The organism is Fundicoccus sp. Sow4_H7, from assembly GCF_052115865.1.
In the GTDB taxonomy this organism is placed as follows: domain Bacteria; phylum Bacillota; class Bacilli; order Lactobacillales; family Aerococcaceae; genus Fundicoccus_A.
In genome coordinates, this window is record NZ_JBQKME010000002.1 from 40,719 (window position 1) to 65,273 (window position 24,555).

Here is a 24,555-nt window from a genome sequence, read left to right on the forward strand (position 1 = left end):
TATTTCAGATACTTATTTATCTTTCATTATAGGCTAAATATAGTAAAGAGACACTTAATTTCTTAATTAAAATTTTCAGACGAAAAAACCAGCTGCTTTCTAGTAAAATTTACATAGAAAACAACTGGTTTATTTTTGACGCCTCGCGCCATTAAATATTTATTTACAAAAGATGAATTATCTTCCGCGCTCTTGGATACGAGCAGCTCTACCAGATAATTTACGGATGTAGTAAAGTTTAGCACGACGTACTTTACCTTTACGTAATACTTCAATTTTTGCAACACGTGGTGAATGAACTGGGAAAGTTCTTTCTACACCAACACCGTTAGAAATTTTACGTACAGTGTAAGTTTCGCTAATACCACTTCCACGACGTTTAATAACTAAACCTTCGTATAATTGAATACGCTCGCGCTCGCCTTCGACGATCATAGCGTGTACACGAACAGTATCTCCAGGACGAAAGTCAGGAACATCATCACGTAATTGAGCTTGAGTAATTTTATCAATAATTTGACTCATTTTCTTTCTCCTTTCAACAAATATTCTTAAAAAGATCAATCAATTTAGCGGAATATCGTTAATTAAGGGTCAGTAGACCACTTGTAATATTATACTAAAATATCATAAAAAGTAAAGACTAAAATAAGCATTTACTATATTTTTTCTTCTTGAATTGCTTTTAACCACTCTCTGTCTTGACTAGATAAGGCGTCTTCTTGAATTAAGTCAGGCCTTCTTTGCCAAGTTCGTCTTAAGGATTCGATTCGTTTCCACTCTTCAATTTTTTGATGGTTACCACTTAAAAGTACCTCAGGAACTTCCATGCCGCGATATTCTCTTGGTCGTGTATATTGTGGATGTTCTAATAAATTTTCTTGAAACGATTCTTGTACAATCGACGCTTGATTACCTAAGACTTGAGGAATTAAGCGAACCGTTGCATCGATCATGACCATGGCAGCCATTTCGCCATTCGTTAGGACAAAGTCGCCTAGTGACACTTCGTCAGTTACAAAGGAACGAATACGTTCATCATAACCTTCGTAATGCCCGCAAATGAAGATTAACTGATCTTCTTTTGACCATTCTGACGCAATAGCTTGATTAAATGGCTTGCCAATTGGATCGACCAATACAATACGAGTATTTGGCTTTTTATCAATCGATTCGAGCATATCAACAACCGGTTCAACACGCAATAGCATCCCAGCGCCACCACCATATAAATAATCATCCACATGGCCATGTTTGTTGACCGCATATTCACGAAAATTATGCGTGTTGATTGTCAACAATTCATTTTCTTGAGCTAAGCCTAATAATGAGATATTTAAACTTTGAAACATTTCAGGAAATAAAGTAAGGATATCAATTTGCATCATCAATAAGTCCTTCCATCAATTCGATAGTGACTAATTGTTTGTCCAAATCAACCGTTTTGACAACATCTTCAATATAAGGAATTAAAGCTTCTTTTTTACCAGCTTCTTTACGCTTAACCACCCAAACATCATTGGAACCAAGCGTTAAAATCTCTTTGATTTTACCTAATTGAAGCCCTTCGGTCGTTATAACATCTAAGCCAATAATTTGATGATGATAAAATGAATCATCTTCTAATTCCTCTTGCTGATCTTTATCTATCGTTAGCCAGGCATCTTTAAAAACTTCAACTTGGTTAATGTTATTGAATTCACGGAAAGAAACAAGATACGTCCCCTTATGTTGAATAATGGACTCAACATGCACTACTTGCATCAATTGATTATCTTTAACTATATTGAGTTGATTGCCCTTTTTAAAACGCTCATCAACAAAATCCGTTTCTGCAATAATTTTCACTTGACCTTTAATACCATGCGTATTAACAATCCGCGCAATTTTATACTGTGTCATTACTCCACCTCACTTCATTACCATTTACAACTCTTAAATAAATATCTCCGTTTGCTTTAAAAAAACTCTAGTCAGATATAAACAATCCAACTAGAGCTTACATTATTCGGTTGCATCCTCATTATCGTTAGCAATAACGACACGTGAACGTTTCCCGTCATTTGTGCGGATACTATAAATAATGGTACGAATTGCTCGTGCAACACGACCTTTTTTCCCAATAACACGTCCAATATCCTCTGGATTTAAATGAATATGATATTCAGTAAAATCAGCAGTATCCTCTATAACTATCGACAAATCTTCTGGGTAAGCGACCAAAGGTTCTATTATCGTCATCAATAAAGCTTCAATGTTAGGCATTTAATTACTTCCTTTACTTATTAACGATTTGTTACTTTTGTTTGCTTTCGTGGAATTTTTGCATAATACCTTGAGAAGATAATAAATTACGGACAGTATCTGATGGTTGTGCACCGTTAGATAACCATTTCATAGCTAAATCTTCTTCGATGTTTAAAGTTGCTGGTTCTGTTAATGGGTTGTATGTACCAATTTTTTCAATGATACGACCATCACGAGGACTTCTAGAATCTGCTACAACAATACGGTAAAAAGGAGATTTCTTAGAACCCATACGTTTTAAACGAATTTTAACTGACATTTTTTCACCTCCGAGTATTTCAATCACAATTAGATATTCTAGCAGATTTTTTTTAGGCTGTAAAGTCTTTTCCCTTTACAGTTAATTTTTTTACAACTTTTATCTGCGTTTACGTAATTTTTTAAGACGACGTTGAATTTTTTTCTCTTCGGCTTCTTTTTGCATTTGCTCAGGAGTCATAAAAGATCGTTCATTCATATTAGGCATGCCCATTTGGTTACCCATTCCGCCTTGCATTTGACTTAATTGGTTCATCATTTTACGCATGCCTTTAGACTTACCGTTAGACACTTGGCTCATCAAATCACGCATTTGATTAAATTGTTTGATCATACGGTTAACTTCAGCTAGCGACTGGCCACAACCAGCAGCAATTCTTCGACGGCGGCTTTGTGAAATAATGTCTGGATTCGCACGTTCTTCAGGTGTCATTGAATGAACGATAGCCTTCACACGATTCATATCTTTGTCGTCAATATCAGCTTCGTTCACGCCAGGTATATTACTTAGTCCTGGAATCATCTTAATAATATCTTTAATCGATCCCATTTTATTAACTGAGTCTAGTTGCTCAACAAAGTCATTAAAATCAAAAGAAGCATCTTTAATCTTTTCAGAAAGTTCAGCTGCTCTAGCCTCGTCAAAATCTTGTTGTGCCTTCTCAATAAGGGTCATCATATCTCCCATACCAAGAATACGGCTTGACATACGTTCTGGATAGAAGACATCTAGATCATCTAATTTTTCACCTTGACCCGTAAATTTAATCGGTTTGTCAGTAATCGAACGGATAGAAAGGGCTGCCCCTCCGCGAGTATCCCCATCTAATTTTGTAATTACGACCCCAGTAATCTCCAGAGCATCATTAAAGGCTTCCGCTACGTTAACTGCATCCTGACCAGTCATAGCATCGACAGTTAATAATATTTCATGCGGTTGAACAGCTTGTTTAATTTGACGCAATTCTTCCATTAACTCTTCATTAACATGTAGACGACCAGCCGTATCGATGATAACAACTTCATTGCTATTTCTACGCGCTTGTTCTAGTGCTTGTTTAGCAATATCAACCGGGTTAACTTGCGTCCCTAATTGGAAGACATCAAAATTTAATTGTTGACCAATGGTTTGTAATTGATCAATCGCAGCAGGTCGATAAATATCTCCTGCAACTAATAATGGTTTTTTATGTCCATTCTTTGTTAAATATTTAGCTAGTTTCCCAACAGTGGTTGTTTTACCTGCTCCTTGCAAACCAACCATCATAATAATGGTAGGTGGTTGTTTTGAAATATTTAATGGTACTTGTTCGCCCCCCATTAAAGCTGTTAATTCTTCATCAACAATTTTTACGACTTGTTGTGCAGGCGACAACGATTCAAGTACATCTGAACCTAGTGCACGGTCGTTTACATTTTTAACAAATGTTTTAACGACTTTAAAGTTAACGTCCGCTTCCAATAACGCCAAGCGGATTTCACGCATCATTTGTTTTAAATCTGCTTCTGTTATACGACCGCCTTTACCAACCTGACTAATCGCAGATTGTAGACGCTCTGATAGTCCTTCAAATGCCATATTATCCCTCTTATCTTTATACTACTTTATTCATCTAAATTTCTTAACTGCTTGACTAACTCAATCATTTGTTTATCTTCACTCATGGACTGTAATTCTTCCAATAATTCGATTCGCTTCAGCCTATTGGCATTCATATGTAAAGCATCTTCATAATTTTCTAAGAGTTTTTCACCACGGCGGATGGTATCAAGAACCCCTTGACGACTTATTTCAAATTGCTCGGCTATCTCACTAAGAGAAAAATCTTCCTCATAATAAAGAGATAACATTTCTTGTTGTCTAGTTGTTAATAAGGGCTTATATAATGAAAATAAGCGACCAAAATATACTGTCTTTTCAACTAACATAAGACACCCCTATTCTATTTTTATTTGATTAGTCATACAAGCTTCTACTATTTTATCATGTTTAAGATAGACCTACAAATAGCAATCGTATAATATGACTGCAAAAACCGAATGTTTAACAATATGGAAATACATATTGAAACATTCGGCATTGTATTTATTTATTTTTGTTCGATAACATCAGAAACTAAATTATACATATATTGTTCTGGATCAAATTGCTGTAAATCTGTGGCTTTTTCGCCCAGCCCAATAAATTTCACGGGTATATCCAATTCATAACGGATAGATAAGACCACGCCACCTTTTGCTGTTCCATCTAATTTCGTTAAAACAAGCCCAGTAATATCGGTAGCTTCATTAAATTGTTTAGCTTGAATCAGTGCATTTTGTCCTGTTGTTGCATCTAGGACTAAGAGAACTTCTTGTATCCCATTAGGATTTTCTCTTTCAATAATACGTTTCATTTTAGCTAATTCTTGCATTAAATTGGCTTTAGTCTGAAGTCGTCCAGCTGTATCTACTAATAAATAATCAAATTGCTCTTCATTAGCACGTTTGACCGCATCGTAAACAACGGCTGCTGGATCACTGTTAGCCTTACCTGTCACAACAGGGATATCTAAGCGTTCGCCCCAGACATTTAATTGTTCAATCGCTCCTGCTCTAAAGGTATCCGCTGCTGCTAATAAGACTTTATGGCCTTCTTGTTTCAAGTTATAACCAATTTTTCCAACCGAGGTTGTTTTTCCAACCCCATTAACCCCAACAAATAAGACTACCGTTGGACCATTAGGATTTTCACGGATTGCAACATTATTTTCTTCATTTTTCTCATAGATATTAACCATTTCTTCGAGAACAATCCGTTTTACATCTTCTTGTTTGCTTGCCCCTTCACGCTCAATGGCATCGCGAATCGCATCTGTAATGGCGATGGTCATATTAAAACCAACATCCGCACCAATAAATGCTTCTTCTAAATCATCATAAAACTCATCGTCAATTTCGCGAAAACTAGTAAATAAACTTGCGATACGTTCAGAAAAATTCTTACGTGTTTTTTCCATTCCTCTGTCGTAGGTCTCAAAGGTTATCTCAGAATCTTTTTGTTTTAATTCTTCTTTTACAACTTGGTCTTCACCAGTAAATGCACGTTTTATTCGATCAAATAATCCCATATTCTCACTCCTTTTTAAACTATCCTTACTATCCTAAAAAATGATGGATGGCATAACTCACACCAGCATTTTCATTATCAAGAGTTACAAAATCAGCTTGTTTTTTCACTTCAGGAATAGCATTCCCCATTGCGACACCAACACCAGCTAGGTTAATCATCGATAAGTCGTTTTCCTGGTCTCCAATTGCCATCATTTCTGACGGTTGAATATTTAACTTTTGACCTAATTCCTTCAATGTATTACCTTTATTAACGCCTTTTGCTACTATTTCAAGTAAGAAAGGCCGCGATTTAAAAACTGAATAAGATTGTAACAATCTGTCTTCAATTAAAGCTATCCTGCTATCCAAAAATTCGGGACTCGTACTAACTACAAACTTATTAAACACATGGTCATCATGGATTTGATTAAAATCTAAGACTTCTGACGGTAAATTGGTTGAAGTTCGTTCAATATAGTCTGATTTTACAGTCGTATGATCAGAGATTGGTTCATAGATGGTTGTTTGATCGATAATACTAATCGGTAAGCCAATCGATTTTAGTTGATAATACCACTCTAACACATCTGTTTTCGAAAGAGTATGTCCTACAACGACACTTCCATCATTTGCGGCATGTACTTGGCCACCATTATAAGTAATAACAAAATCATCTTTGGTGTTAAGGCCTATTTGCTCAACAAAGTCCTTCATAGCTAAATAAGGTCTACCTGTACAAAGAACAATTTTTGCACCTTTTTTATGTGCATAATGCAATGCTTCAAAATCTGCTTGTGAGATTTGTCTGCTTTCATTTAATAATGTTCCATCTAAGTCGATTGCTATAAGTTTAATCGTCATAAATCCTCCTACTCATAAACTGCTTCACTTAAGCGTACGGATGCGAGTTTTGAAATGCCTGATTCTTGCATAGTTACACCATATAAGACATCTGCATGTTCCATTGTACCTTTTCTATGTGTAATAACAATAAATTGGGTATTTTCAGTGAAGTTTTGTAAATATTGACCATAACGGTCAACGTTCGCATCATCCAGTGCTGCTTCTACCTCATCAAGGACACAAAATGGTACAGGTTTTGTTTCTAGAATAGCAAACAATAATGCAATCGCAGTAAATGCTCGTTCTCCACCAGAAAGTAAGGCGAGTTGCTGCTTTCTCTTACCCGGTGGTTGAGCGATTATGTCCACTCCAGTTGTTAACATATTCGATGAATCAGATAGTTTTAAAGTGGCTTCTCCACCACCAAAAAGCTTTCTAAAGGTTTTTTGAAATTGATGATTGATTTGATTAAAGGTTTCACTAAATCGTTTAATCACTTCTTTATCCATCTGATCCATCGTCGCTTGTAATTGACTAATCGCAAGCAATAAATCTTCTTCTTGTTCGGTCAAATGCTGATAGCGTTCATTCAGTTGGTCAAAATCTTCTATTGCAGCGATGTTTATTGGTCCGAGTTTTTCTATATCCGTTTTTAATTGGCGAATTGTTTTTTGAACTTTATCAACCGAATCAATAGCGGCAGCTTCTATGACAGCAGCTTCATAGCTTAATTGGTGTTCTTGATTTAAATAGTCAAGATGATTATCAATCAATTCTTTTACTTTTTCAACTTTAGCTTCTAGGCTGGTTTTTTGCTGATATAACTTTTGATTATCTTGGGTAAAATCATCCGATTTTTGTTCCAATTCGCGAATCATGAGGTTGAATTTTTGTCTATCTTGTCGAAGGTTTATCAGCGTTTCTTGTAAAGCAGTATTTTCTTGATTGGTTCGTTCAATTGATTCTTCTATTTCCTTCAATTGTCTGTTTAGTTCTTTTACATCCGCCTCATCTAATTGGCTAGCATTTAAATATTGGGTGATTTCTTGATTTAAATGATTTAACTGCTCTTCAATATTTGTTAATGATTCTTTTTGCTGACGTTCTTCAACCTCCACTACAGCAAGTTGTGTTGACGCTGACTGAATGGATTGTTCTAAGCTTTGAAGCTTCATACGTCGCTCTTCTTCATTAGTGGAATAATCACTTAACGTCGTATTTAACTTTTCAATTTGTTGACTCGCTTCTTCCATGGCTGACTCTAAAACTTTTATCTCAGATGATAATCTTTCTTTTTCATTCTCTTGCTCCATCAAATCGACATTTAAGATCATCAGTTGTTGCTGGATTTGTTTATATTCAGATTGCTGAAGAAGCAAGGTTTGTTCGCTAGCACGTAAATCTTGTTGGGCTTGATTCAATGTATAATTGAGTTGTTCAAGCTTTTGCTCCAATTCTGTAAAATTCTCTTCAATTGTACGCAATTGCGTTTCATACTGTTTTTGTGTTGTCAAAGCATTTTGATGTTGTTCCTCAACAGCTTTCAATTCTGTTTGCCTACTCAACATTGAATGGTTCTTTTGCTTTGATTCTCCACCTGAGATAGAACCACCCGCTAATAACACTTCACCTGCTAACGTTACAATTTTCACTTGAAAGTTTAACTGTCGTGCTAATGATTGTGCCGCTTCAATGGATGACATGATAAGCGTTGTTCCCAGTAAATTTTGGATAATCGCTTGATTTTGCTTATCGTATCGAACTAATTCACTCGCAAGCCCAATATATCCACTATGCTGCTGGGCTATTTGCAAATAGTTTTGATTCAAAAAACGTCCTTTTATGTTCGTTCGAGGTAAAAAAGTCGCTCGACCGGCACGATTTTGCTTTAAATAATTAATGGCAGAACGAGCAGCTGTATCGTCATGAACAACAATATGTTGCATCGATGCACCTAGTGCTTGATCAATGGCAACTTGAAAATCGATTGGAACCTCAATTAAGTCTGCAATTGTACCATCAATTCCTGTTAGTCGACCAGCATTTTTCATAACAGCTCGAACACCTGAATAATAGCCAGTGTAGTCTGATTGCATCTGACGTAATGAATCTAGTTTTGAACTTAGATTATTCATCAGACGTTCATGTTCAAATAAAGTTCTTTGAACAGTCGTTCTTTCTTCTCTTTTTGCTTGAAAATTTTCTGTTAAGTGTTTAACTTGTGCCTGTATTTCGTTTAAGTGTTGTTTTTTTACCGACAAGTCCTTTTCACTCTCAATTTTTTCTTGTTCGCTTTGCTCTAGTCGAGTTTTGTGATTCAATTGATTGGTGTGCATTTTTTCGATTTGAAGGACTAACTTTTCAATATCATTCTGGTTTTGCTTGAATTGATTTTTAGCCGTCGCTTCTTTTTGATACCAATCAATCATTTCGGCACGAATAGCATCCGCTTGTTCTTTACCAAATTCAGTAAATAACTCTTTTTGTGTATGTAATGCCTTGACTTCTTCTTTTATCGCATGTCGATTCTCTTGAAGTTCTTTATAGTTTGCTTGTGCCTGTATCAGCTGTTCTTCAAAATCTTCTCGACGCTTTAATTGCGTCTGATAGTGTGCAAATTTTTCTTCATTGGTATTTGTTTTAAAACTAATTTGTTGACTTAAAATTTGTTGCTTGGCTTTGTTTTGTTCTAAAAATTGAACTTGCTTTTGAAAATGATCCGCATTTTCATCTATGGTTTGTATCAAGTCTTCAAGTTCATTTTGCTTAATTTGTAAGCTTGATTTAGTTTCAAACAATTGTTCTTCATTATTTTGGATTTTTTGATTTACATCCAGCAATTTTGCATCCGCATCATGCCATTGAACACGATAGCGATCAATTTGATGTGTATATAAAGCAACTTCTAATGAAGATAATTCTTTTTGTTTTTCTTGGTAAATGAGTGCCGCTTCACGTTGTTTTTTTAGTGGTTTTAATTGACCACTTAATTCATGAATAATGTCTTTCACGCGACTCAAATGATCAGCCGATTTATTTAATTTTCTTTCCGCTTCTTGTTTACGAACTTGATATTTTTGGACGCCAGCAGCTTCTTCAAAAATAGCTCTTCTTTCTTCTGGCTTATTCAAGAAAATATTCTCAACTTTACCTTGCGATATCATAGAAAAATTATTTTTACCTAAACCAGAATCCAATAGCAAATCAACAATATCTTTTAAACGGCAGCTTTCATTATTAATAAAATAACTACTTTCACCATTTCGATTATAGCTTCTAGTAATACTAATCTCACTAAAATCATAATCCAAATAGCGATCTTCATTGTTCAAAACAATGGTAACTTTTGCCAAATTAACGGCTTTACGCTGTTGCGTCCCATTGAAGATAACATCTTCCATCTTACTGCCTCGCAAGCTTTTAGCCGATTGCTCGCCTAATACCCATCGGATAGCTTCTGACAAATTACTTTTCCCACTACCGTTGGGTCCAACGACGGCTGTTATGCCTTTATCAAACTCTATAACTGTTTTATCTGCAAATGACTTAAAGCCAGTCATTTCAATTCTGCTTAAGTACATTAATTACCTGACCTCTTTCGTCAATATGTTCAAAACCATTTTTTGCAGCTAGCATTTCAGCTGTCTTTTTATTCTTTCCAATCCCAACTGATACTAACTGATTATTGACTAGTAAGCCAACTTTAAATTCTTGATTATGGGGTGGTCCCGATTGGCTCAGCAATTTGTATTGAATTAACACACTACCTTGTTGCTGAACCAATTCTTGAAATAATGTTTTATAATCGACTGTAATTCTCTCAATTATCATTCGATGTTTTTCAAACATGACTTTTTTTAGAAATTGAGCTACTTTTTCTAATCCTTGATCAAGATATAAGGCCGCTAAAAAAGCCTCAAAACAATCCGCTAGGATTGAATCCCTTTGATTACCCCCACTAGCTAATTCACCCTTACCTAATTGTATAAATTGGTGAAATTTTAAGCCTTTAGCTAAATAAGCTAAACTTGCTTCTTGAACGAGTTGTGCCCGCATTCTTGAAAGATTTCCTTCAGGTTCGTTAGGATATTGTTTATAAAGAAATTCACTGACTAATAATTCAAGAATGGCATCTCCTAAAAACTCTAACCGTTCATTATGTTGTAAACGACTATTTTTTTGTTCATTAACAAATGAAGTATGATTAAAAGCCGTAATAAATAATTGTGCTTGTGATATAGGGCTTTCTAAAATGTTTTCTAAATGCTGGATTAATTTCGACATAATGACCTCCTTCCAAACTCATGTTATACTATTTTATCACGTTTAGAGACAGCATACAAAGTTCTCCTAATGTTTTTCTATGCATAAAGAAAAACAAGACTCTCTGCAAATCACAGAGAGTCTCATTTTATCCTCTAGTTAAATCTAGAGTTATTGTTAATTTTATTATTCAGCGAATGGTTGTTCAGCTGTTAGACCAATTTCAGTCCAGTTTACATCTGTTCCAATAGCCATATCGTAACCTTTAACACGGTTATTAACTGCCATTAAGCTGTAACGGTAAAGTGTTGGAATTGTTGGAACTTCATCAATCATGTATGCTTGCCAATCATGGAATGCTTGTTGACGAACTTCTGCATCAAATGCATCTTCTGATGAAATAGCTGCAAGTAAAGCATCGTGTTCTTCAGTTACAAAACGTGAATAGTTAAATTGTGCATCACGGCCGTAAAGTCCTGAAGGATTTGGATCTCCACCAGTACCAAAAGCAGCTTGGAATACATCAATAGCTGGGTCATCTGCTTGTACACGTTCGTAGAAACTATTCATTTCCATTAATTGACCATCAACTAATTCAACATTGACTCCAATTGCTTGCCATGATTGTAGGTAATATTGCGCTAATGGTTCAGCTGTTTCCCCACCTGACATAGAAGCAAAACCTAATGTAAATGGTTCACCATTTGGATCTTCAACAAATCCATCACCATCATTATCAACAAATCCTGCTTCATTTAATAATTGAACAGCCATTTCTGGATTGAATGGATATCCTTCGATATCATCAGCATGGTAATCAGCAAAGTTTGGCGTAATATGTGTATTCGCACGAGTTCTTAAACCACTATAAAACTCAGTACCAACAGCATCATTATCAATTGCATAAGCCATTGCTTGACGTAATGCTTTATTATTTGTTACACGTGAGTCGTCCATCACATTTGTACCATTTTCAGCATCAAATGTTCCAAGTTTAAAACCGATGTATGTCATCGTATTTTGTAATTGACCTAAAACTTGCATATTAGTTGCATCCGCAAATGTGTCATATTGATCTGCTGGTAAAGCTGCAAGGTCATAGTTACCTGCACGCATTTCAGCAACCGCTGATGTCGCATTGACAACTTCTAATACAACTTCATCAATCAATGGTTTACCACGATAGTAATATTCGTTCGCTTCATAAGTAACGGCTTCGCCAGGAGTGATATTAGTTACTCTAAATGGACCAAATCCTACTGGATTTGTACGTACATATTCATTGTCTTCTAATTCAGCTACAGGAATATCGCCTAAAAGGTGTTCTGGTTCAACATAACTTGAAACCCCTCCACCTGCTTGTAACATTGAATTGTTAAAGTCAATGTATGTGACAACTAATGTATAATCATCTACACGTTCTAAACCTGAAATTTCTTCAGCTTCACCATTGTGATATTCTTCCATACCTACAACGTTTTGGAAATCTTCACCATAACGGATACCAGTATAGTCTGGGTGACCAACAACATAATATGGGAAAATAACATCATCAATTGTTAAAGGCTCACCGTCATCCCATTGTGTTCCTTCAGGGATTGTGATTGTAACTTGTTTGTTTTCTTGGTCAAATTCAATGTCAGCAAAACCAGAGTTATCAACTTCAAAGTTTTCATTGTAACCATATAAACCTTCGTTGAATAATTCAATAATTGATCCATCTGGGCCAGCTGTATAATACATATTGTTTAGTACGCCAGCAAAAGGATCCCCTACTAAAGCGTAGTATAGAGTACCACCTTCGATAACTTCGTCATCATTTTGAACGACTGTACTAAATTCTGGTAAGGCAGTTTCTTCTTGTGCTGAGACCGTAGCAAGTGCAACTTGTGACAAGCTTGAGCCTAGTGTCAAAGCTGACGTTGCTAACGTTGCATACTTTGTTAAACTTTTTCTCATTAATGATTTCCTCCAATATTTAAATATGTAATACATGATAAATCAATTAATGATGATTTGCAAATATAATATATTTAAATATTAAGTTTTAATGTTTATCACCAAATGTTAATCAATATAGCGTAAACAAACCGTTTGTGTAAGTATAAAATTATATGTCATGACTGGCTAATGGATTAAGTTATTAATTTTATTAGTTTTCAGAAATAGAAAGGTATAATTGTTAATGATAGAACAAATATTGATGTTTATTGTTTGTTAATCAATACTTTGACTGACATTAAAGACTTCTATTGTCGGTCTACGGATGTATTCACTGACATTAAGTGCACAGCATTGCACTCCTCAACTGCTGATAATTACCGACAAAAAAACAAACAGAAACCACTCTCCCATAAAAGAGAGAGTGGTTTCTGTTTGTTAGATAGCTGGAAGCTTTTGTCCCAGATAATTTTTAATCTAATGATTTATTTTATTCTGCGTATGGCTCTTCAGCAGTTAAAGTAATGTCAGCCCATGAAACATCCGATCCGATTGCCATGTCATAACCTTTCACTCGGTTGTTAACACCTACTAAAGCATAACGATATAATGTTGGGATGAATGGAGCTTCTTCAACAATATATTCTTGCCAGTCAGAGTAAGCTTGTGAACGGTAATCATCGTCTAGAGCTTCACTTGAAGAGATACGAGCGATTAGCTCATCGTTTTCTTCAGTTGCCCAACGAGTATAGTTGAATAATGAGTCACGCCCGTATAGACCTGAAGGGTTTGGATCCCCACCAGTACCCCAAGCACCTTGGTATACGTGGATTGCTGGATCATCTGCTTCAACACGGTCGTAGAATGAGTTGAATTCCATTAATTGACCATCAACTAATTCAACATTAATTCCAACAGCTTTCCATGATTCCATGTAGTATTGTGCTAATGGCTCAGCGGTTTCCCCACCTGACATAGAAGCAAAGCCTAATGTGAATGGCTCGCCATTTGGATCTTCAACAAATCCATCACCATCATTGTCAACAAAACCTGCATCAGCTAATAATTGTGCTGAACGTTCTGGATCGTAGTAGTATCCTTCTACATTTGGATCGTGGTATGCGTCAAAGTTTGGTGTAATTGGTGTGTTAGCATTCATACGTAAACCTGAGTAGAATTCTGCACCTACAGCATCGTTATCGATTGCATAACCCATTGCTTGACGTAAAGCTTTGTTAGCTAATACTAAGCTATCATCCATAACAACTTCACCTAAGTCAGCATCCCATGTACCTAATTTAAATCCAATGTAAGTATATGAGTTTTGTACTTCACCTAAAATTTGGAAGTTAGTTGCATCAGCAAATGTATCATATTGATCTGCTGGAAGTGAAGCAATATCATAGTTACCAGCTTTTAATTCAGCTACAATTGATGTTGCATTAACTACTTCTAAAACAACTTCATCTATTGGAGGACGACCTTTATAGTAATACTCATTTGCTTCAAAAGTAACAGCTTCACCTGGTACGATTGAAACTAAACGGAATGGTCCGTTACCAACTGGAGTAGAACGTACAGCATCTGCATCTTCTAATTCAGCAACAGGGATTTCTCCTAAAACATGCTCAGGTTCGATGTAGTTTGGCACACCACTCGCTTGTAACATTGAAGGAGTAAATTCAATGAAACTAACAGTTAATGTATAGTCATCCACACGGTTTAATCCAGAAATTTCCTCTGCATCTCCATTGTGATATTCTTCCATACCTACAACGTTTTTGAATGAGTCACCATAACGAACACCAGTATAGTCTGGGTGACCGATTACGTAATAAGGGAAGATTACATCATCAATTGTGATTGGCTCGCCATCACTCCATTTAGCATCTTGTGGAATAGTATATGTAACTGATTTTTCTTCTTCATTGAATTCAACATCAGCGAATCCTGAGTTATCAATTTCAAAACTTGAGTTATAACCATATAAACCTTCTTGGAAAAATCCAATAATAGTTGAGTCTGGCGAACCAGTATATAACATTGAGTTTAAAACACCCGCAAATGGATCTCCAACTAATGCGTAACGTAAAGTACCACCTTCAATTGATTCTTCATCATTTTGTACCACTGTTTCAAATTCCTGAATACCTTCAGCAGTTTCACCATCTTCTTGAGCAAGAACCGAAGTAGCTGGTCCAACTAATGATGCACTAGCAGTAAAAGTTGTAGCTGTTAAGGCTAAAAATTTCTTTAATGACTTTTTCATTTTGTTCCTCCATTACTAAAAATTGATGTTGCAACTAACAACTAATTGTATTATAACTATAAGATTAAAAAAAATCAATAGTTAAATTAGAATTTATTCATATATATCTCATATTGCATTAATTATCACCCATTTTTATCATTTGTTATTAGTTTTAAATACTTTTAATGCTTTAAAATCCACAAAATTAGCTCATAAAAATAAAAAACAGTTTAGGCTCATTTCTAAAATAGAAAGAATCTAAACTGTTTTTAATATACATCTTAATCATTTTAATATTGATTTGATCAAATACATTTATTTTGAAATTAACCTAAACGTTGACGGGAGTCAGCTGCACGTTTGAAGGCTTGTCCAATATAGTTAACACATAACATCATAACAAGTACGAGTAAAACAGCTGGTAACCAAACCCAAGTTTTATTTTCAATAACATCCGGACTATTAGCATATCCGATTAAAGTTCCTAAAGAAGGTGTTCCAACCGGTAAACCAAATCCAAGGAAACTTAATCCAGTTTCAATACCAATATTCCCAGCAAAGCTTAATGTTAAGTTTGTAATAATCAACGAACTCAAGTTTGGCATCACTTCTAAGAACATGATCTTCCAATCTCTTGTTCCAAGTGTTTTAGAAGCACTCACATAATCTTTCGAAGCTTCACTTAGTGTAGCAGTTCGAATTAGACGCGTAATACTTGTCCAACCAAAAGCTGAAATAACCCAAATTAATGTCCAAACATTAAATCGTCTAACAATTGTTACAACTACAATGATAATCATGGTTGTTGGTAAAACCATCAAGAAGTCAACAATACGCATTAAAATATCATCAACAATTCCACCATAATATCCTGAAATAATTCCTAAAGATATTCCAATAATACCTGTAATGATCGTGATCATCCAACCAATAAAGAGTGAGTTTCTTGTTCCTACAATTAATTGTGCAAGAACATCACGTCCACCTTCGTCAGATCCTAGAATATAACCATCTTCCCCAGGAGGTGTAAAACGATTAAAGATATTTACACGTGTTGCTTCATCAATATTGAGAAAATAAGGAATAATAAATACCCCGATAACAATGATCGCTAAGATAAAGACTGCTCCTAAAGCAATTTTATCCTTCATAAACTCACGACGAATAACTTCGAACCCCATCGGTGGAGCGGAAACTTCTTGAGTATTAGTATCTTGTTGCAAATTTAATTGATTCTCTTCCATTCTGCTACCTCCTTAGTCGATTCTTATTCTAGGGTCAACAAATACCATGATAATATCTGATAAAAGTGTACCTAACAAGGTCATTAGTCCAAATAGAAGTACTAAAGCCGTCATAACACTAAAGTCACGTTGGTTAATTGAACTAATAAATAATAATCCCATACCTTGATAAGTAAAAATTGTTTCCGTAATTGTTGCACCAGAAATTAAACCTGTAATGGTGTAACCCATAAATGCTGCAATTGGTAGCATGGAATTTCTAAAGATATGTCTAGTATAAACTTTACCTTCTGGAACCCCTTTTGCACGAGCTGTACGTACATAGTCTTGAGATTTAGCATCAATGATACCTGTTCTCAAGTATTGAATTGTACTTGTCGTACTAATCAAAGCTAACGTCATTGCTGGCAAAATCATATGATTCAAGCGAGATAATACATAGTCAATTGTACCAGGGCTCACTTGTGATCCAACAGTACCACGAGTTGGGAACCAACCTAGAGTATAACCAAATAACCAAAGCATCAATAAGCCTAAAACAAATGAAGGTACTGAATAACTTAAAAAGTTATAAAAGTTAACTGCTTTATCAATCCATGAATTTTCATAACGTCCAGACAATAATCCTAGTGGTAATGCAATTAAATAAGTAAGGATCGTCGTCAATAATGATAACCATAAAGTTGGCCAAATACGTTGTTGAATGATTTGCGTAACAGGCATACGATATTGCCAACTACGTCCGAAATCTCCTTGAAGAATTCCACTAATCCAATCAACATATCTTTCTGGCCAAGGCTTATTCAAGCCTAATTGCTCACGCATCGCTTCAATTTGCTCAGGACCGATCGTTGGATCGATTAAACCAGTTAAGGCATCTCCTGGCATTAAAGCTCCTAAGGTAAACACGATAATACTTAAGATGAATAATTGCGGAAGCATTAAAAGAATTCTACGAAATATTGTTTTCCACATATTATATAGCACCTCTTTCTACTACAGATGAAACATTATCCAAAGCTACTTTATGTGTATCTGAAATAGGTTTTAAGTCATAAACGCGACCTTCTTCAGTAAAATATTTAGCAGCATTTTCATGGTATTCTTTTTCAACACGAATACGATTTTCTTTATTGCTCTCACGATTATTCGGATTGATTTCTGGAATAGCAGATAAAAGACGACGCGTATAAATATGTTGTGGGTTATCATAAATATCTCTGTTTTCACCGTATTCAGTGAAACGTCCACGATACATAATGGCAATTTCATCACACATATGACGAACAACACCTAAGTCGTGTGAAATAAATAAATAACTAATCTTATACTCATCTTGAATTCTCTTCATAAAGTTTAAAACTTGCGCTTGAACAGATAAGTCTAAAGCTGAAACAGGTTCATCGGCAATAACCAATAAAGGATTAATGGCAACAGCTCTTGCAACACCGATTCTTTGTCTTTGACCACCTGAGAATTCATGCGGATATTTACTTAAGGCTTCTTCAGTTAATCCAACGATTTCAAGTAACTCAATACTTCTTCTTCTTTCTTCATCAGGAGTTAGATTATCGAAGTTACGCATTGGTTCAGCTAATACATCTTTAATTCTACGTTTAGGGTTAAAACTAGACATAGCATCTTGGAAAATCATTTGAACATTCCGTCTATACTCTGAACGACGGTCACGCGCTTCGCTCGATACATCTTTACCTTCATAGAAAATTTGACCAGAGGTAATTTTTTCTAATCCGATAATAGACTTACCAATTGTTGATTTACCAGAACCAGATTCACCTACTAAACCGTAAGTTTTTCCTCTTTCAAATTCTAATGAAACACCATCAACAGCATAAACATAATCCGTCACTCGATTGAAGAAGCCGCTACGAATTGGATAATGTACTTTTAAGTCTTTAATTTCTATAAATGCCATTACACCACAACCTCCTCATCAAATTCAAAGTGTTCGTGACATGTACAACGAACAAAGTGTCCAGGTGCTACTTCATGTAAAGTTGGATTCTCTTCGTGAGCAGATGCATCTACCCATGGGATACGAGAAGCAAAACGACATCCTTTTCTCGGCAAGCGAGTAAGTGGTGGAACCACACCTTGAATAACATGTAATTCACCCGTTTTATCATCAACCATATCATTAGATTGTGGAATCGAACGAAGTAATGAACGTGTATATGGATGTTTTGGATTATTGAATAGCTCATGTACAGGGGCAATTTCTACGAATTGTCCAGCATACATAACCGCAACACGGTCAGCTGTTTCAGCAACAACACCTAAGTCATGCGTAATTAAAATAATTCCTGATTCAGTTTCTTCTTGAATATCATTTAATAAGTCCAAAATTTGTGCTTGAATCGTCACATCTAGAGCAGTTGTTGGCTCATCAGCAATAATAATAGGTGGTTTACATGCAAGTGCAATCGCAATAATAACCCTTTGTCTCATACCACCAGAAAGTTCATGTGGATATTGTCTCGCCATACGTTGAGGGTTCGCAATTCCTACTTGATCGAGTAATTCTAATACACGTTTGTGTCTTTGTTCTTTATCTAATTTTGTATGATAATATAATGCTTCTGCAATTTGATCCTCAATTCTCATTAAAGGATTTAAAGACGCTAATGGATCTTGGAAGATCATTCCAATATCATTTCCACGTATATCATTGTAGCGCGACTCATTAAAATTAACTAAGTTTTCATTTCGATAGTTAATTTCACCTGTTATCCGTGTGTTTATAGGATTATGTAAGCCTACTATACTAGTGGCTAAAGTACTTTTTCCGCAACCTGACTCACCAACAATAGCAAGTTTTTCATTTTTCATTAGTTGAAAAGACACACCGTCAACAGCATCAAAGTAATCATCTTTGATTCTAAAGCCAACGTGTAGATCTTTTACATCTAAAAGTATTTCATTATTGTTCATCATTTGCCTCCGTTCTGAAATTTACTAAGCCATAACAGCTATGACTCTTTGCTGTATTGACCTAAAATTAGTCGCGTAATTGTTCTATATACTGAACTGCATCTTCGATACTATTCAATTCTTCAATTTTTTCATCTTCAAATTGAACCCCGAATCGATTTTCTAATTCCATGACTAATTCCACCACATCCAGTGAGTCAACACCTAAATCATCGAAGGTCATTTTTTCAGTTACTTTTTCTTCTTGAACACCAAAGCGTTCTACAATCATTTTTTGAACAATTTCAAAAGTTTCATTATTGGCTGTCATTATTACACCTCCAGTTTATTAAGCTGTAGCTTATAGTCATTCACATATTCTACAATTTTAATATTAAAATGTCTACTCAAATATTAACATTCTAATTGTTTTTTAACAATGCGAAAAGTTAAAATTGTTATTTTTCTGCTTCAAAATAATCTGATATCTCTTTTATAACGTCAGTTTGCACAACTTTTCTTGCTTGTCGTATCGCATTATAAAAAGCTTCTGCATTCGATGAACCATGTGCTTTAATAACGGCCGCTTTTACTCCTAAAAGTACTGCTCCGCCTTCTTTAGTATCATCAAAATTATCTCTTAATGCTCCAAGAGCATCTTTTACAAGCAATCCACCTAATTTAGCTTTAACACCAGAATTTAATAAAACATTTTTAAGTGCTCTAAAAATATTTCTTGAAGTTCCTTCTAACGATTTAAGAATAGCATTACCTGTAAAACCATCGACAACCGCAATATCAACCAAGCCATTTAAAATAGTACTTGCTTCAATATTGCCATGGAAATTCAGTTGTGCATCATTTTTTAATAATTGATAAGCTTGTTTAGTTAATTCATTTCCTTTATTTTCTTCAGTTCCATTGTTAACTAGACCAATTCGAGGATTTTGAATATCAAGTACTTTTTTTGCATAATAATTCGCTAAAATAGCAAATTGATGAAGGTTTTCGACTTTCGTATCAGCATTTGCTCCAGCATCCATTAAAATTAAATGCTTATGTTCATCTGAAAATGTTGGTAAAATAGGCATCAGACCTGGGCGGTCGATATTTTTAATTCTTCCTACCACAAGCAAACCTGTAGCCAATAAACCACCTGTATTTCCTGCTGACACAATCGCGTTTGCTTGACCTTCTTTAACAGCTTTTGCTGCCACAACCATGGAAGCGTCTTTTTTCCTTCTTACAGCTTTAACAGGTTCATCTTCACCTGTTATCACTTCCGTTGTATGCATGACCGTTACACGCGGATTAACTTTTAAATATTGGTTTATTTGTTGTTGATCTCCAAAAAGTTGAATTTCTATATCATCAAATGCCTCAATGGCTCGATTAACACCTTCAACAATTGCTTGGGGAGCATTATCTCCACCCATTGCATCTACTGCAATTGTAATCATAAGATTAACCTCCTATATATCGTAATAATGGATTTATTATACCTTAACAATGAATAGAAACAAAGTTAAGCTTAGTGAGTTATTTATTTAAAAGGATGATAGATTTAACCATCAATTATGCTTCTAGTTTTTGATGCGTGAGAAAATCATTTAGCATTTTCCATTCATCATCGGAAACGAGATAAGGATGACGGATTAGGTGATTGACTTCGTTTTGCGCCACATTTAAAATCGTTTGATCTTCTATAATATTGGCGTAGTGAAATGTTGGTAACCCACTTTGTTCTCTTCCTAATAAATTTCCCATGCCGCGTAATTTCATATCTTCTTGGCTAATATAAAAGCCATCTTGACTCTCACACATTATTTCTAACCGTCTTTTCCCATGTTCGGTTGTAGGGTCTCCAATTAAATAGCAATACGATTGAAATGTACTTCTTCCGACGCGTCCTCTCAATTGATGTAGTTGAGCCAAACCAAAGCGCTCGGCAGACTGTATAATCATCATCGTCGCATTGGCAACATCGACACCGACTTCAACCATTGTTGTTGCCACTAAAATCTGCGTGCGGTTTTCTGTAAAATCTTCCATAGCTGATTGCTGGGCAACTTTATCCATTTGTCCGTGCAACATTCCAACCATTAATTCAGGAAAAACAACCTGTAAGCTACTCACGGTTTCTAAAACATTTTCAACAGATTCGAGCGCTTCTGAAGTTTGAATCAAGGGCAATACATAATAGACTTGAAAACCTAATTCAATTTGTTCCTTCATATGCTGATAAACTTCATCTAAACGGTCTGCTTTATACCACTTAGTTATAATTGGTTTTCTACCTTTAGGCAATTGCGCAATCGTTGAGATAGCCATGTCACCATAGATAGATTGAGCTAAAGATCTTGGAATAGGTGTTGCTGTCATTTGGAGAAGGTTCACTTCTGCTTCTTGGCTATTTCGATCAATCAATTGTTGCCTCTGTTGAACACCGAAACGATGTTGTTCATCAATAATAATGAGTCCTAATTGAGAAAACACAACGGTATCTTGCAATAAAGCATGTGTTCCAATAACTAACTTCAATTCTCCAGAAGCTAAACGCGAAAGGACTTCTTGTTTTTTTGGTTGAGGCATCACACTAATTAAATATTCAACATCTAAATTATATTGTTTAAACAAATGATTGAATTTCTCAATATGTTGGTGGACTAAAATTTCTGTTGGTACAATCATAGCAGCCTGATACCCAGAAATAACAGCTACAATCATAGCTAGAAAGGCCACAATTGTTTTCCCACTTCCTACTTCACCTTGTAACATCCGTCGCATTGGATAAGGTGCCATTAAATCATAACAAATATCATTCACGCCTTGTTTTTGTGCATCGGTCAATTCGTAGGGTAAAAGTTGAATCCATTTTTTCAATTCGTCCACATCATAATGCATTTCTTGCCCTTGATTACTTTGCGTCAAACGTCTAGCATTTTGCAAACGCCATTGAAAATAGAAAAATTCTTGAAAAATAATTTTACGCTTTGCTTGATTTCTTTCTTCTTCATTTTTAGGAAAATGTAATTGAAAAAGAGCTTGTTCAAGTGGGATTAGGCGGTATTTAGTATTTAAATAATCAGGGATATTTTCTGGTATGACGGTCCTATATTCCTCAAATGCTAATTTTATGGTATTTACAATGGTCGGTTGTTTTAAACCTTGAGTTGATCGATAGACACCCAATAAATCATTGTTTTCTTGTTGATTAGCAAATAATTTCATTCCTAATAGTGCCTGTTTACCTGCTTCCCATTTACCATAAATCGCTCGTTCTTGTCCGACTTCTATTTGATTTTTTAAATAAGGTTGATTAAAAAACGTCACTTGAATCACATCAAAGTCACCTACAGCAAAACGAAAACTTAAACGACTTTTATTGCGACCGAAATAATTAACGACGGGCGTCGTTAAAACCTTTCCTTTTAAGGTCACTTTCTCTTGATCTAAAATAGTTACCAGATCTCGTTCTTGAATATCTTCAAATCGAAAGGGAAAATGAAACATTAATTCTTTAATCGTATAAATACCCAGTTGATGAAATAAGGCCAATCGTTTAGGACCAATACCCGCTAAATTATCTATTAAGTCATCCCAACTTTTAGTCATGCAATATCCTCCCTTTCAATTTATACAAAAAAATCATAATCAACTTGTCTAAAACCAGTTGATTATGATTTAGAATTAACTTCCAGAAAAATTATTCAACAGAAAGTATGTAATTATATACTGGTTGATTTCCTTCGATGACCTCAACTTCAATTTCATCATTTGCTTCCATTAATTGGTCAGCAATCTCTTGTGCAGATGAAAGTACGCCATCTTCACCGACAATGATTGTAATAATTTCACTTTCATCGTCAATCATCGTTTCTAATGTTGTTAGCAACGCATCATTTAAATCAGCTTTAGCTAATTTAATTTTCCCGCCAATGATACCGATAAATTCGTCTTTTTTAATTTGTAAGTCGTCAATTTCAGTATCACGAATGGCGTAAGTAATTTGCCCACTCAACACAGCATCTAGATTATCTGTCATGGCTTCTTTATTTTCTTCTAGAGACAGATCAGCATTAAACGCCATCATAGCAGCAATTCCTTCTGGTATGGTTTTTGTAGGAATAACTGTAATAGGGGTATCAGATAATTGGGTCGTTTGTTCAGCTGCCATAATAATATTTTTATTATTAGGTAAAATAATAATTTTTTCAGCATTCACTTTTTCAATGGCTTTTACAAAGTCTTCGGTTGATGGGTTCATTGTTTGCCCACCTTCTAAAACTTCGGTAATACCAATTGAATGATACAAATCAACCACACCTTGTCCTGCTGCGACTGCAATAATCGCATAAGGTTGAACGATTTCTGGCGTCGTTGGCAGTGCATGTTTGCCTTGAATTTCTTTTTCACTTGCTTCAAGCGCACGCACTTGTTCACGCATATTATCTACTTTAATTTTAATCAATTCACCATATTGCTGACCTAATTGCATGATTTCACCAGGATTTTCCGTGTGAATATGTACTTTTATTAACTCTTCGTCAGCAACTACTAACAATGAATCACCTTTTGTATTTAAGGTTTGGCGGAAATCTTCATAATCAAATGCCTTAGTCACAGTTGGACCTTGTCCAATTTGTACCATGATTTCTGTACAATAACCGAATGTAATATCATCCATTGAAAGAGGATTTTCAACAAATTCTTCAAACATCGCATGACTATGCTTCAGTTCATCTGAACTATGTTCTTCTGGTTCTTCCTCAATCGTTTCACCTTTAAGTGAGGCTAACATACCTTCATAAATACAAAGTAATCCTTTACCACCACTATCAACCACCCCGACTTGTTTTAATACCGGTAGTAATTCTGGTGTATGGTCTAAAGCCTTACTTGCACCTCTGACAATAGATTCCATAATTTCTATAATATCATCGGTACGTTCAAGTTTCCTTTCACCACGAACCGCTGCTTCACGAGCAACAGTTAAAATAGTTCCTTCGACAGGTTTCATAATGGCTTTGTAGGCAGCTTCAACACCACCAACAAATGCATTGACAAAATCCTGACCATTTAAAGTTTCTTTATTTTTAATCGCTTGTGAAAAACCACGGAAGATTTGTGACAAGATGACACCTGAATTACCTCTGGCTCCCATCAACAAACCTTTTGCTAAAGCATCTGAAGCTTGTCCTACATGCTGAGTAGACTCTTGTTTCAATCGCTCAATACCTGAAATAAATGTCATATTCATATTTGTTCCTGTATCACCGTCTGGAACTGGGAAAACATTTAATGAATTAATCAGCTCAACATTGTCAGATAACCGCTTCGAACCAGCAATCATCATGGCTTGAAAATCGACTGCTGTTAAATTCTTTTGATTCACCATAAATCCTCCTTATAAACAGTCGATTG

At 35.3% G+C, this 24,555-nt stretch carries 21 protein-coding genes; all 21 read right to left on the reverse strand.

Translation table 11 applies throughout. From position 1 onward, the window contains the following. Positions 1-177: 177 nt before the first annotated feature. The gene (gene rplS, locus ACTQ54_RS02875; RefSeq protein WP_441754494.1) at positions 178-525 is read right to left on the reverse strand and encodes a 50S ribosomal protein L19; all 348 of its coding nucleotides are present in this window, start codon (positions 523-525) and stop codon (positions 178-180) included. Positions 526-659: 134 nt separating this feature from the next. Continuing rightward, complete coding sequence (gene trmD, locus ACTQ54_RS02880; protein ID WP_441754878.1) at positions 660-1,385, reverse strand: tRNA (guanosine(37)-N1)-methyltransferase TrmD; 726 nt, start codon at positions 1,383-1,385, stop codon at positions 660-662. Further along, positions 1,375-1,902, reverse strand: a complete 528-nt coding sequence (gene rimM / locus ACTQ54_RS02885) for a ribosome maturation factor RimM (protein WP_441754496.1) — start codon at positions 1,900-1,902, stop codon at positions 1,375-1,377. Before rimM ends, trmD begins: the two co-directional genes overlap by 11 nt. A 102-nt stretch (positions 1,903-2,004) precedes the next feature. Next, positions 2,005-2,265, reverse strand: a complete 261-nt coding sequence (locus ACTQ54_RS02890) for a KH domain-containing protein (protein WP_441754497.1) — start codon at positions 2,263-2,265, stop codon at positions 2,005-2,007. 31 nt (positions 2,266-2,296) lie between these two features. After that, the gene (rpsP, locus tag ACTQ54_RS02895) at positions 2,297-2,566 is read right to left on the reverse strand and encodes a 30S ribosomal protein S16 (RefSeq protein ID WP_441754499.1); all 270 of its coding nucleotides are present in this window, start codon (positions 2,564-2,566) and stop codon (positions 2,297-2,299) included. Positions 2,567-2,665: 99 nt separating this feature from the next. Beyond that, the gene (gene ffh / locus ACTQ54_RS02900) at positions 2,666-4,144 is read right to left on the reverse strand and encodes a signal recognition particle protein (protein ID WP_441754501.1); all 1,479 of its coding nucleotides are present in this window, start codon (positions 4,142-4,144) and stop codon (positions 2,666-2,668) included. A 26-nt stretch (positions 4,145-4,170) separates the two neighbouring features. After that, positions 4,171-4,494 carry a YlxM family DNA-binding protein gene (ylxM, locus tag ACTQ54_RS02905; RefSeq protein WP_441754503.1) on the reverse strand — a complete coding sequence of 108 codons (324 nt, stop codon included), beginning with the start codon at positions 4,492-4,494 and terminating at the stop codon, positions 4,171-4,173. Positions 4,495-4,655: 161 nt separating this feature from the next. Then, complete coding sequence (gene ftsY, locus ACTQ54_RS02910) at positions 4,656-5,675, reverse strand: signal recognition particle-docking protein FtsY (protein ID WP_441754505.1); 1,020 nt, start codon at positions 5,673-5,675, stop codon at positions 4,656-4,658. Between the two features lie 28 nt (positions 5,676-5,703). Then, positions 5,704-6,519, reverse strand: a complete 816-nt coding sequence (locus ACTQ54_RS02915) for a Cof-type HAD-IIB family hydrolase (protein ID WP_441754507.1) — start codon at positions 6,517-6,519, stop codon at positions 5,704-5,706. A gap of 8 nt (positions 6,520-6,527) precedes the next feature. Continuing rightward, the gene (smc, locus tag ACTQ54_RS02920) at positions 6,528-10,082 is read right to left on the reverse strand and encodes a chromosome segregation protein SMC (protein WP_441754509.1); all 3,555 of its coding nucleotides are present in this window, start codon (positions 10,080-10,082) and stop codon (positions 6,528-6,530) included. After that, positions 10,063-10,785 carry a ribonuclease III gene (gene rnc / locus ACTQ54_RS02925; protein WP_441754511.1) on the reverse strand — a complete coding sequence of 241 codons (723 nt, stop codon included), beginning with the start codon at positions 10,783-10,785 and terminating at the stop codon, positions 10,063-10,065. The genes smc and rnc overlap by 20 nt, the downstream gene beginning before the upstream one ends. Before the next feature lie 165 nt (positions 10,786-10,950). Continuing rightward, on the reverse strand, positions 10,951-12,723 hold the full coding sequence (locus tag ACTQ54_RS02930; RefSeq protein WP_441754513.1) for an oligopeptide ABC transporter substrate-binding protein: 1,773 nt from the start codon (positions 12,721-12,723) through the stop codon (positions 10,951-10,953). Positions 12,724-13,195: 472 nt separating this feature from the next. Beyond that, positions 13,196-14,974 (reverse strand): oligopeptide ABC transporter substrate-binding protein, encoded by a 1,779-nt coding sequence (locus ACTQ54_RS02935; protein WP_441754515.1) that lies wholly within the window; start codon positions 14,972-14,974, stop codon positions 13,196-13,198. Positions 14,975-15,282: 308 nt separating this feature from the next. After that, a complete protein-coding gene (locus ACTQ54_RS02940; protein ID WP_441754517.1) occupies positions 15,283-16,200 on the reverse strand; it encodes an ABC transporter permease in 918 nt (305 codons plus the stop codon). Positions 16,201-16,212: 12 nt separating this feature from the next. Beyond that, positions 16,213-17,175: an oligopeptide ABC transporter permease gene (gene opp4B / locus ACTQ54_RS02945; protein WP_441754518.1), complete on the reverse strand. Its 963-nt coding sequence runs from the start codon at positions 17,173-17,175 to the stop codon at positions 16,213-16,215. A gap of 1 nt (position 17,176) precedes the next feature. Further along, positions 17,177-18,136 carry an ATP-binding cassette domain-containing protein gene (locus ACTQ54_RS02950; protein WP_441754520.1) on the reverse strand — a complete coding sequence of 320 codons (960 nt, stop codon included), beginning with the start codon at positions 18,134-18,136 and terminating at the stop codon, positions 17,177-17,179. Continuing rightward, the gene (locus ACTQ54_RS02955; RefSeq protein WP_441754521.1) at positions 18,136-19,152 is read right to left on the reverse strand and encodes an ABC transporter ATP-binding protein; all 1,017 of its coding nucleotides are present in this window, start codon (positions 19,150-19,152) and stop codon (positions 18,136-18,138) included. The genes ACTQ54_RS02950 and ACTQ54_RS02955 overlap by 1 nt, the downstream gene beginning before the upstream one ends. Positions 19,153-19,219: 67 nt before the next feature. Beyond that, positions 19,220-19,462, reverse strand: a complete 243-nt coding sequence (gene acpP / locus ACTQ54_RS02960; RefSeq protein ID WP_441754523.1) for an acyl carrier protein — start codon at positions 19,460-19,462, stop codon at positions 19,220-19,222. 127 nt (positions 19,463-19,589) lie between these two features. Further along, complete coding sequence (gene plsX, locus ACTQ54_RS02965) at positions 19,590-20,588, reverse strand: phosphate acyltransferase PlsX (protein ID WP_441754879.1); 999 nt, start codon at positions 20,586-20,588, stop codon at positions 19,590-19,592. Between the two features lie 118 nt (positions 20,589-20,706). Beyond that, entirely contained in the window at positions 20,707-22,746 is a 2,040-nt protein-coding gene (gene recG, locus ACTQ54_RS02970; protein WP_441754525.1) for an ATP-dependent DNA helicase RecG, read from the reverse strand. Between the two features lie 91 nt (positions 22,747-22,837). Further along, on the reverse strand, positions 22,838-24,526 hold the full coding sequence (locus tag ACTQ54_RS02975) for a DAK2 domain-containing protein (RefSeq protein ID WP_441754527.1): 1,689 nt from the start codon (positions 24,524-24,526) through the stop codon (positions 22,838-22,840). Between the last annotated feature and the right edge of the window lie 29 nt (positions 24,527-24,555).